The 9,283-nt window shown below is 74.9% G+C and carries 12 protein-coding genes; 7 read left to right on the plus strand and 5 right to left on the minus strand.

Annotation, left to right across the window (positions count from 1 at the left end; translation table 11 throughout):
- Window positions 1-231: 231 nt before the first annotated feature.
- Window positions 232-447, minus strand: a complete 216-nt coding sequence (locus VKZ81_RS10895; RefSeq protein WP_324241362.1) for a hypothetical protein — start codon at window positions 445-447, stop codon at window positions 232-234.
- Between the two features lie 147 nt (window positions 448-594).
- On the opposite strand from VKZ81_RS10895, the gene VKZ81_RS10900 reads away from it, so the two are divergent.
- Window positions 595-1,116 (plus strand): excalibur calcium-binding domain-containing protein, encoded by a 522-nt coding sequence (locus VKZ81_RS10900; RefSeq protein WP_324241363.1) that lies wholly within the window; start codon window positions 595-597, stop codon window positions 1,114-1,116.
- Between the two features lie 272 nt (window positions 1,117-1,388).
- Window positions 1,389-1,511 carry a hypothetical protein gene (locus tag VKZ81_RS10905; protein ID WP_324241364.1) on the plus strand — a complete coding sequence of 41 codons (123 nt, stop codon included), beginning with the start codon at window positions 1,389-1,391 and terminating at the stop codon, window positions 1,509-1,511.
- Between the two features lie 126 nt (window positions 1,512-1,637).
- On the opposite strand, the gene VKZ81_RS10910 is transcribed toward VKZ81_RS10905, so the two are convergent.
- The 3 genes from VKZ81_RS10910 to VKZ81_RS10920 all read right to left on the minus strand — a co-directional run bounded on the left by VKZ81_RS10910 (window position 1,638) and on the right by VKZ81_RS10920 (window position 3,656).
- A complete protein-coding gene (locus VKZ81_RS10910; RefSeq protein WP_324241365.1) occupies window positions 1,638-2,225 on the minus strand; it encodes a TetR/AcrR family transcriptional regulator in 588 nt (195 codons plus the stop codon).
- Between the two features lie 79 nt (window positions 2,226-2,304).
- A complete protein-coding gene (locus VKZ81_RS10915) occupies window positions 2,305-2,685 on the minus strand; it encodes a cupin domain-containing protein (protein ID WP_324241366.1) in 381 nt (126 codons plus the stop codon).
- Window positions 2,682-3,656: a branched-chain amino acid transaminase gene (locus tag VKZ81_RS10920; RefSeq protein ID WP_324241367.1), complete on the minus strand. Its 975-nt coding sequence runs from the start codon at window positions 3,654-3,656 to the stop codon at window positions 2,682-2,684. Before VKZ81_RS10920 ends, VKZ81_RS10915 begins: the two co-directional genes overlap by 4 nt.
- 154 nt (window positions 3,657-3,810) lie before the next feature.
- Between VKZ81_RS10920 and VKZ81_RS10925 the strand changes: the two genes are divergently transcribed.
- Window positions 3,811-4,962: an acyl-CoA dehydrogenase family protein gene (locus tag VKZ81_RS10925; protein ID WP_324241368.1), complete on the plus strand. Its 1,152-nt coding sequence runs from the start codon at window positions 3,811-3,813 to the stop codon at window positions 4,960-4,962.
- Window positions 4,963-5,325: 363 nt separating this feature from the next.
- Here the strand turns inward: VKZ81_RS10925 and VKZ81_RS10930 are convergent, their stop codons facing one another.
- On the minus strand, window positions 5,326-5,637 hold the full coding sequence (locus VKZ81_RS10930) for a hypothetical protein (protein WP_324241369.1): 312 nt from the start codon (window positions 5,635-5,637) through the stop codon (window positions 5,326-5,328).
- Between VKZ81_RS10930 and VKZ81_RS10935 the strand changes: the two genes are divergently transcribed.
- The 4 genes from VKZ81_RS10935 to VKZ81_RS10950 form a co-directional block, all read left to right on the plus strand.
- The gene (locus tag VKZ81_RS10935; protein WP_324241370.1) at window positions 5,627-5,776 is read left to right on the plus strand and encodes a hypothetical protein; all 150 of its coding nucleotides are present in this window, start codon (window positions 5,627-5,629) and stop codon (window positions 5,774-5,776) included. The two genes, VKZ81_RS10930 and VKZ81_RS10935, sit on opposite strands and share 11 nt — an antisense overlap.
- A gap of 124 nt (window positions 5,777-5,900) precedes the next feature.
- The gene (locus VKZ81_RS10940) at window positions 5,901-6,785 is read left to right on the plus strand and encodes a universal stress protein (protein ID WP_324241371.1); all 885 of its coding nucleotides are present in this window, start codon (window positions 5,901-5,903) and stop codon (window positions 6,783-6,785) included.
- Complete coding sequence (gene ppsA / locus VKZ81_RS10945) at window positions 6,782-9,076, plus strand: phosphoenolpyruvate synthase (RefSeq protein ID WP_324241372.1); 2,295 nt, start codon at window positions 6,782-6,784, stop codon at window positions 9,074-9,076. The genes VKZ81_RS10940 and ppsA overlap by 4 nt, the downstream gene beginning before the upstream one ends.
- The coding region (locus VKZ81_RS10950) for a hypothetical protein (RefSeq protein ID WP_324241373.1) at window positions 9,073-9,283 on the plus strand (211 nt) is incomplete at its 3' end. The genes ppsA and VKZ81_RS10950, both read left to right, overlap by 4 nt.

Genomic DNA, 9,283 nt, shown 5'->3' on the forward strand with positions numbered 1-9,283 from the left:
TCAAGGTGCCCGACACCGTGCACGTGATCCCGGAGATGCCGACGACCGTCGGCACCAACGGCGCGAAGATCCGGGCGGCGGCCCTGCGGGAGCTCGCGGAGCGGCTCGCCGGGGCGGAGCAGGGCTGAGGGCCCGACGGCCGGCTCACGGCCGCTGCGCGCCGCCGCGAAGGTCGACGAGGTCGGCCGCAGCCACCGGGGAGGGCGTCGCGGACGACCCGCGGGGATCGCGTCAACCGAACACGGGCGAGCGCGGTGTGCGCTCGCAGCCCTGATCCTCGTGCACCGCGGCGTTCCCGGGCTGGAGCAGGTCGCCGTTGGTGCCGGCAGTCCGGTTCGTCGCCGCGCCGGCGGCCGGCGGCACTCGCGCCTGCGCTGACCCGCTCGCCGAAAGGCTGAACCGGCCGCGCGCCGCCACGCCCGGCGAGCCGACGACCGCTGCCCGCACGGCAGCGCACCTCCGGCGACTGCTCGATCGGTTCGGGCCCGACCGCGTTCACGAACGCCGCGGCGAGTTCGAGCGGTACTCCGCTGAGCTCGTGATCACCCGCACGAGCTCCCGATCCGACCGACCCGAGAAGGAGACCCGCTCCCCATGGCTCGCGCGCGCAGCAAGAGCAGCCCCAAGGCCACCCCCAAGGAGACCGCAGCAGGCTGCGGCTGCCTCCTGGCCATCCTCCTCGTGTTCGCCGCCATCGTGAACTCCTGCAGCGGTGGCGGCGACGAACCCCCTGCGAGCTCGTTCAGCCCGCTCCTCAGCACGACGGCCCCGGCCCGGCCGACGACCCCGCCGTGGGCGTCGCCGACCACGACCGCCCCGGCCCCGACCACCACCGCCAGGACGACCAGCGCGCGGCCTGCACCCGCCCCCGACCCGGACCCCGACCCGGATCCGGATACGCGTCGCCGCACCCAAGCGCCCGCGCCCGCCCGCGACGAGGACGACGACGAGGACGACAGCACGAACAGCGGCAAGGGCGACGGCGGCGGGTCCGTCTACTACCCGAACTGCGACGCCGTGAAAGCCGCCGGCAAGGCCCCGATCCGGCGCGGTGACCCGGGCTACGCACGCCACCTCGACCGCGACGGTGACGGCGAGGGTTGCGGGGGCGACTGACCCCGCCGAGCTGGTCGGCCGGCCTGCGGGTGGGACACCCGCGGTCACCACCCGATGCTCGCCCGCCCCGCGAGCAGGGCCTTCGCCACCACCGTGCGCAGCACGTCGTTGGCTCGGGCGTCAGTTTCCGGGTGCGGCGCGGCGAGTGGCGGGGAACGGGCCGCGTGCCCGCGCGGCCCGGTCGTGCACGAGGCCCGGAGACGGAGAGGCAGCTGAGCATCTTCTACGTCGGCAAGAGAAAGGGCTCGCGATGGGCCGCCCACGAGAAAGAGGTGCACGCGGCACTGGTTCGTGACCACCCCCGTCTCGGCGCCGCGCTCTACGAGACCCGCCGGGGCAAGCGGGTGCAGGTCCTGCAGAACTACGCGTCCGGCATCCGGCTCATCGACGAATGAGCCCGGCGGATCGACGACGCGGTAAAGGGCCCGGCCGCCGGCGACGGGCTTTCGAGTGCCGCCGCGCATCGCCGTGTGCAAGGTGTTCGCGATGCGCTTCTCCGCGGACGACGGGTCGCGCGACGATCAGGGCTTCTCGGCGCGGGCGAAGAAGCGGTTCACCGCCGCCGTGGTGCGTCCGACGTCGCCGGTGGCCAGCAGGTCCAGCAGGGCGCCGCGGAGCACCGCGAGGACGAGGGTGCGTTCGGCCTCCCCGTCCTCGCTCCGGCGCTCCTGCGGGGCCTGCGCGGCGCCGAGCACGGCCAGCCAGTCGTCCACGGTGGACCGCGCGAAGCCGCCCCACGGTCCGTCCGGGTCGATCAGCGACCGGGAGTACGACTCGACCCACAGGCGCAGCAGAGCGCGGTGTTCCGGCGCGACGAGCCACCCCCAGAGGGACCTCGCGACCTCCGTCAGGGTCCCGAGGTTGTGGTTGTCGGCGTGGTCGACGCGCTCGAGCAGCGCCAGCTCGTCCTCACGGGCCCGGGCGAGCAGGGCGCGGATCAGGCCGTCCTTGCTCTCGAACAGGTAGAGCAGCACGCGGGGGCTCGATCCGATCGCCGCCGCCAGCGGGCGGAGCGACAGCTCGCTGATCCCGTGTTCCAGGACGTAGCGGTAGGCCCGGTCGAGCAGCTCGACCTGCCGGGCGGACGGCGGGTGGGTGGCCTGCGGCATGCGGAGGATCCCGTCGCTGAAACGAACGTGTCAGCGGCAGTTTACGCAGGACCGGCTACGCCGAGGCCCGACCGCCGCCTCACGAACCGGTGGGCGGCCACGCCGACGGCCGCGCCGGCTGATCGGGCAGCGCGGCCCAATCGGCGCGGACCGGCGAGTACACCTCGGCGACCACGGCGCCCTCGGGCCCGACCGTCACCTCGTGCGGTACGTCGGCGAGGATCCGCCAGGTGTCGCCGGGGCCGCGCTCGCGGGTCTCGCCGCCCACGGTGAACCGCAGCGAACCGCTGATCACGAAGCCCAGCTGCTCGTTGACGTGCTGGTGGGCCGGCACGACGCTGTTGGGCGGCAGCTCGACGATCGCCATCGTGATCAGTTCGCTCTGGACGATGCGGGCGGTCACGTCCTTCCAGATCTGCTTGACCGGCAGCGTGGCCGGCTCGCCGAAGGTGTCGCTCATGACGGCTCCTCGTCGTAGACGGGTGTGGTCCATTCCGGGTGCCGCGGGTCGTCGCCGCGGCCGATGGCGCGGATCGTCTGGTTGAGGGTCTGCGTGGTCTCCCCGGGCTTGCCGTCGCCGACCGGCCGCCCGTCCACCTCGACGACCGGGACCACGACCGCGGCGGTGCCGGTCAGGAGGATCTCGTCGCTCGTGTAGAGCTCCGAGCGGTGCACGCGGCGCTGGGTCACCGGCCGCCCGAGCTCCTCGGCGAGCAGGGTCATCACCTCGGCCCGCGTGATGCCCTCGAGGATGTCCTCGGTGCCCGGCGGGGTGACCCACTCCTCGCCGAGCCGCACGAAGATGTTCGACGTCGTGGCCTCGGCGACGAACCCGTCGACGGTCAGCATGATCGCCTCGTCGAACCCGTGCGCGGTCGCCTCCGTCTTGGCGAGCGCAGGGCCGGTGTAGCTGCCGGTGACCTTGGCCCGGTTGGGCGCGCTGACGTCCGGTGCCCGCCGCCACGAGCTCACCATGCAGCGCACGCCGTCCGGGTTGATGTAGTCGCCCGGCGTCGGGGTGATCGCGATGGACAGCCGGGTCTCGACGTCGTGCATCCGCACCGGCAGCGCGGCACCCGCCTGCACCAGGAGCGGCCGGACGTAGGCGTTGGCCCGGACCTCGTTGCGGCGCAGGAGGTCGACCGTGGCGCGCACGAGCGCGTCCGGCGACATCGCCAGGGGGAGGCCGAGGATCCGCGCCGACCGGGCGAGCCGCTCGTAGTGCGCGTGCCCCTCCATCAGGTAGAGCTGCTCGCGGTCGGCGTTCCACCAGGCCCGGATGCCCTCGAAGGTGCCCGTGCCGTAGGAGAGCGCGTGCGCGTGCACGCTGACGGCGGCCTCGTCGTCCGGGACGACCTCGCCGTCGACGAACACCCACTCGCACGGAGACCCGAACCCGCCTGCGCTCGTGGCCGCGGTTGCCTGCGTCATGCCCGACCTCCCTCCTCACTGCAACAGTCGTTTCAGTGAACTGCCACGAGTGTTTCACTCGAGGGGGGTGGAAGCAACCCCGTCTCCGGCTACCGTCCCGGGAAACCCGGGAGGCGTCTCCCGACCGCACCGACGCGAGAGGAGCGGACCCGCCGTGCGCCGAACGCTCTACGAGGACGACCACGACGCCTTCCGCGCGTCCTTCCGGAAGTTCCTCGACGTCGAGGTCGTGCCCCACCTCGCCGAATGGGACGCGGCCGGGATCACGCCCCGTGAGCTGTTCACCGCGGCCGGCCGGGCGGGCTTCCTGGGGATGGAGATCCCGGAGGAGCTCGGCGGGGGAGGGGTGCGCGACTTCCGGTTCAACGCCGTGATCGGGGAGGAGGTCGCGCGCGCCGGGGCGGCCGGGCCCGGCCTCGGGATCTCCCTGCACAACGACGTCTGCCTGCCCTACTTCCTGTCCTACTGCGACGAGGAGCAGGCGCGGCGCTGGCTGCCCGGCGTCGCGTCCGGCGAGCTGATCACCGCGATCGCGATGACCGAGCCCGGGACGGGGTCGGACCTCGCGTCGATCGCGACCACGGCGCGCCGCGAGGGCGACCACTACGTCGTCAACGGCGCGAAGACGTTCATCTCCAACGGCATCAACGCCGACCTGGTGATCACCGCGGTGAAGACCGACCCCGGGCAGCGGCACAAGGGCGTGAGCCTGCTGGTGCTCGAGCGGGGGATGGCCGGCTTCGAGCGGGGCCGCAACCTGGACAAGGTGGGCCTGCACGCCCAGGACACCGCGGAGCTCACGTTCACCGACGTGCGGGTGCCCGTGGCGAACCTGCTCGGGCCCGCGGAGGGGGACGGGTTCGCCCAGCTGATGGCGAACCTGCCCCGGGAGCGGCTCTCACTCGCGATCTCCGCGACCGCCGCGGCCAGGGCCGCGTTCGAGCAGACCCTGGAGTACGCCAAGGCGCGCACGGCGTTCGGGCAGCCGATCGGGTCGTTCCAGAACACGCGGTTCGTGCTCGCCGAGATCGACACCGAGATCGACCTCGCCGAGCACTACCTCGACGACTGCGTGCGGGCGCTCGACGCGGACGAGCTCACCGCCGCCGAGGCCGCGAAGGCGAAGTGGTGGTGCACCGAGCTGCAGGGGCGGGTGGTGGACCGATGCCTGCAGCTGCACGGCGGCTACGGCTACATGGCCGAGTTCCCGATCGCCCGCGCCTGGCTCGACGCGCGGGTCACCCGCATCTACGGCGGCACCACCGAGATCATGAAGGAGGTCGTCGGCCGCTCGCTGGGGCTGTGACCGGCTCGGCCGGCGCCGCCAGCGGCGCTCGGCGCCCCGCCCCCGCAGGAGCACGACGACGAGCGCCACGAGCAGCAGCCACCCGGTCGCGAGGACCGCTCCGGCCGCCCCGCCGGCGTTGTCGGGGTGGGCGGGGGTGAGCTCGGGCGGCAGGAAGCCGTGGCCGCCCCCCGTGGCACTGGTGCAGGACGGCGGTCACGTGCGCCGCGGCGTGGGCGAGCACGGCGCCGACCGGGTTCCCGGTGAGCACCCTCGGGACGTCGAACAGCACGGCGCCGATCCGGGATTCCAGCAGCCGTTCACCGCGGAACTCGACGTGGCCGAGGTGGTAGGTGGTCACGACCACCAGCGAGCACGCGAGCGTCACCCGGCGAACGCGAGCTTGCGCGCGAGGCCCCGCCGGCCGACCCCGAGGATCAGGACCGCGACGAGCGCTGGGAACACGGAGAGGGCGAGCGCGTCGACGCCCCCGTAGCCGACGCCGCGCCACCCGACCTCGAACGCCAGGTACGGCGAGGGGTGGCCGGCCCGCTCGCGGTGTTGCGGGCGACCGCGGCGCCGACGAGCACCCCCAGCCCGGTGCTCCACCCCGCGTTCCGGGCGACGACCCGGCCGGCCGGTCACCGCGAGCGCGAACGTCGACCTCGACGCCACCCCGCTGCTCGTGCGGGACACCGGGTCGACCGCCCCGGAGGCCGTCGACCGGCTGCTGGAACGGCTCGCGGAGCGGCTGCGCCAGGGCGCGCTGCACGGGGCGGCCCGGCTTCCCGAGGGGCCCACGCGGTGGGCGGGGCCGGCGCAGGCCGCCGAGTGACGGGCAAGGACGGACGGCCCTCCGCAACGCGGACCCTGCGGCCCCACACGGCGGGACCGGAGCCACTGCCGTCGGCGCGGGCGGGCGGTCGACCCTCGGGACAGGAACCGGAGGAAGGATCACGATGAGCACAACACGGCCGGGGTCGCCCATCGTCGTCGGCGTGGACGGGTCGGAGTCGGCCCTGGGCGCCGTGCGGTGGGCCGCACGCGAGGCGAGGCGCAGGCGGGTGCCGCTGCGGGCGGTCACCGCGTTCGAGTGGACCCACGACCACGCGCTGGGACAGCCGGGCCTCGGGACCCGCTACCGGGAGATCATGCTGGACGCGGCGCGCGACCGGCTGACCAGCGCCGTGGAGGTGGCCGAGCGGGAGCAGCCGGGCCTCGAGGTCCAGTCGCAGCTCGTGGCCGGCTACCCGATCCCGGTGCTGATCGAGGAGGCGCGCCGCGCGCTGATGGTGGTGATCGGCGACCGCGGCCTGGGCGGCGTGACCGGGCTGCTGCTCGGCTCGGTCGCCGTCGCGCTCGGGGCGCGGGCCGAGTGCCCGACGGTGGTGGTGCGCGGCGACGAGCCGGAGCCCACCGCGCCGGTGGTGGTCGGGGTCGACGGCTCCCCGACGAGCGAGGCGGCACTGGCGTTCGCCTTCGAGGCGGCCTCCCTGCGGCAGGCGGCGCTCGTGGCGGTGCACACCTGGTGGGACCTGTTCGTGGATCCGGCGCTGGCGCCGATCCTGGACTGGGACGCCATCGAGGAGGACGAGCGGCAGCTGCTCGCCGAGCGGCTCGCCGGGTGGGGGGAGAAGTACCCGGACGTGCCCGTGCAGCGGGTGGTGACGCGTGAGCACGCGTCCCGGGCGCTGGTGGAGCGGTCGCGCAAGGCGCAGCTGGTCGTGGTCGGGTCCCGCGGGCGGGGAGGGGTCGCGGGGCTGCTCCTGGGGTCGGTGAGCCACGCGGTGCTGCACCGCGCCCACTGCCCGGTCGCCGTCGTCCGGCCGCAGCCGGCGTCATGACGACCATCGCGGCCGCGCCCGCGGTCAGGACGCTGCAGCAGCTGACGGCGGCGGACGCGCCCGAGGTCGGCGGGAAGGCCGCCAACCTCGGCGAACTGGTCGCCGCCGGGCTGCCCGTGCCGCCGGGTTTCGTGCTGCCCGCCGCGTCGTTCCTGCGCGCGATCGAGCGGGCGGGCGTGCGGGGCGAGCTCGCCCGGCTGCACTCCCGGGCGGTGGCCGCGGTGGACGACCCCGCCGAGCTGGACGCGCTGTGCCGGCAGGCGGCCGCGACGGTGCGCGCGGCGGGCCTGCCGGACGACCTGGTCGACCAGGTCAGGTCCGCCTACGCGGCCCTACCCGACGGGGAGGGCGGGGCCACGGTCGCGGTGCGGTCGTCGGCGGTCGGCGAGGACGGCGCGGACGCCTCCTTCGCCGGCATGAACGCCACCTTCACGAACGTGCGCGGGATGGACGCGCTCGTCGAGCGGATCACCGCGTGCTGGGCCTCGGTCTACGGGCCCCGGGTCGTCGCCTACCGGGCCGCCCGGGGCTACCTCGCCGAACCGGCCATCGCCGTCGTCGTGCAGCTGATGGTCCGGGCGGAGCGGTCGGGCGTGGCGTTCACCGCGGACCCGGCCACCGGCCGTCGGGACGTCGTGGTCGTCGAGGCCGCGTTCGGCCAGGGCGAGGTAGTCGTCAGCGGCGCGGTCGAGCCCGACACCTACCGCGTCGGCGCGGGCGGCACGCGCCTGCTCGCCGCCCGGGTCGGGCACCAGACCCACCAGATCGTGCGCGGCGAGGACGGCGCCGACCGCACCGAGCCGCTCGACCCGCAGCGGGCCGACGCCCGCGTGCTGTCCGACGACGAGGCGTGCGACATCGCCCGCCTCGCCCTGCGGGTGCAGGAGCACTTCGGCGTCCCGCAGGACGTCGAATGGGCGATGACCGGGCGGCGCATCTGGCTGGTGCAGGCCCGGCCGATCACGACCCTGACCGCGGCCCCCGCCCCGGCGTCCGGTTCCGGGGAGGAACCGCTCGTGCGCGGCCTGGCCGCCTCCCCGGGCGTGGCCTCCGGCCGGGTGCGGGTGCTCACCACCCCGGCCGAGGGCGCCGCGTTGCAGGCCGGCGAGGTCCTCGTCGCCCCCATGACCAACCCGGACTGGCTCCCGACGATCCGGCGCGCGTCGGCGCTCGTCACCGACGGCGGCGGCACCACCTGCCACGCCGCGATCGTCGCCCGCGAGCTGGGGGTGCCGTGCGTCGTCGGCACGCACGACGCCACCACCCGGCTCGCGAACGGGGAGCTCGTCACGGTCGACGGGAGCGCGGGCGAGGTGCGGGCCGGGGCGACGGCCCCGTCACCCGCCCGGGCCGAGCCGGTGGCGGCACCCGCCCCGAGCCCGCCGGAACCGATCGGCACGCGGCTCTACGTCAACCTCGCGATGCCCGAGCAGGCCGCGGCCGTCGCCGCGCGGCCCGTCGACGGGGTCGGGCTGCTGCGCGCGGAGTTCATGCTCACCGAGGCCCTCGGCGGGCGGCACCCGCGGGAGGTGATCGCGCGCGGGGAGCAGGAGCAGTTCGTCGCGGCGCTGTCGGAGGCGCTGCTGCGCATCACCGAGCCGTTCGCGCCGCGGCCCGTGATCTACCGGACCACGGACCTGCGCAGCAACGAGTTCCGCGGGCTCGAGGGCGGCGCCGCCCACGAGCCCGTCGAGCACAACCCGATGATCGGCTACCGGGGCGCGTACCGGTACCTGCGGGAGCCGGAGGTGTTCGCGCTCGAGCTGCGCGCCCTCGCCGAGGTCCGCGAGCGGACCCCCAACCTGCACCTGATGATCCCGTTCGTCCGGACCCGCTGGGAGCTCGAGGCGTGCCTCGAGCTGGTCGACGCGAGCCCGCTCGGCGCGCACCGCGGGATGCACCGCTGGGTGATGGCCGAGGTGCCCTCCGTCGCGCACTGGCTGCCCGCCTACGTGCAGCTCGGCATCGACGGGGTGTCGATCGGCAGCAACGACCTCACCCAGCTCGTGCTCGGCGTCGACCGCGACTCGGCCGAGTGCGCCGAGCTCTACGACGAGGCCGACCCGGCGGTGCTCGCCGCCATCGAGCAGATCATCGCGGCGGCCCGGCGCCACGGGATCACGTCGTCGCTGTGCGGGCAGGCGCCGTCGAAGAACCCCGAGTTCGCCGAGCACCTCGTACGCGCGGGGATCACGTCGATCTCGGTCAACCCGGACGCCGTCGACGCCGCCCGCGCCGCCATCGCCTCCGCGGAACGGCGGGTGCTGCTGGACGCGGCCGTCCGCGGATGAGCGCGCCCGTCGGGACCTTCGGCCGGGGCGGCGCCCGCGGACGTCCCGCGCGGTCGGGATCTGCTGCCCTGCCGCCGGAGCGGATCCGCGAGCAGGCTCGGTGGACGACGCGAGGGACCGGAGGAGCGAGGATGCGCGTGCTCGTCGTGGCGGAGTCGGTGTTCGGCAACACCCGGCGGGTCGCCGAGGAGGTGGCCGGGGGACTGG

Origin of the sequence: Pseudonocardia sp., assembly GCF_035305885.1 — a bacterium.
Classification (GTDB): Bacteria; Actinomycetota; Actinomycetes; order Mycobacteriales; family Pseudonocardiaceae; genus Pseudonocardia.